This is a genomic window from Roseburia faecis, assembly GCF_001406815.1.
Lineage (GTDB): Bacteria > Bacillota > Clostridia > Lachnospirales > Lachnospiraceae > Roseburia > Roseburia faecis.
Map to the genome: position 1 here is coordinate 1 of NZ_CVRR01000095.1, position 405 is coordinate 405.

The 405-nt window shown below is 37.3% G+C and carries 1 protein-coding gene; it reads left to right on the forward strand.

Going from position 1 to position 405, the window contains the following annotated elements; genetic code table 11:
- Positions 1-77 precede the first annotated feature (77 nt).
- Positions 78-405 (forward strand): transposase (locus tag M72_RS16130; RefSeq protein ID WP_055068923.1); only part of this gene is annotated, 328 nt, incomplete at its 3' end.

The window sequence follows — 405 nt, forward strand, 5'->3', positions numbered from 1 at the left end:
GGGGCTGTAAAAAAACTCCCCTGACAGAAAAATCGCCCAGACCGTGAGGTCTGAGCGATTTTTTGGTATAATTAATTATGCTACTAAATAACAATACCAATGGTAATTATACTATGCGTCAGCTGAAATTACCATTAGAAATCGAAAAATTGATCGATATTTCCGATCCGGTATACACTTTTTGTGAGGTTATGGATCACATTGACCTATCCAGATATTTTGTAGAGAAAGGCTATAAAACAGGTCGCCCAAGATGTGATGTTCAAAAACTCCTTAAAGTAATACTTTTTGCCTTTATGGAAAATGGCATCTGCTCCTTACGGGAAATAGAAAAGCTCTGCCGTAATGACATTCGTTACATGTATCTTCTTGATGGCATGAAAACGCCTTCTTTTGCTACATTTG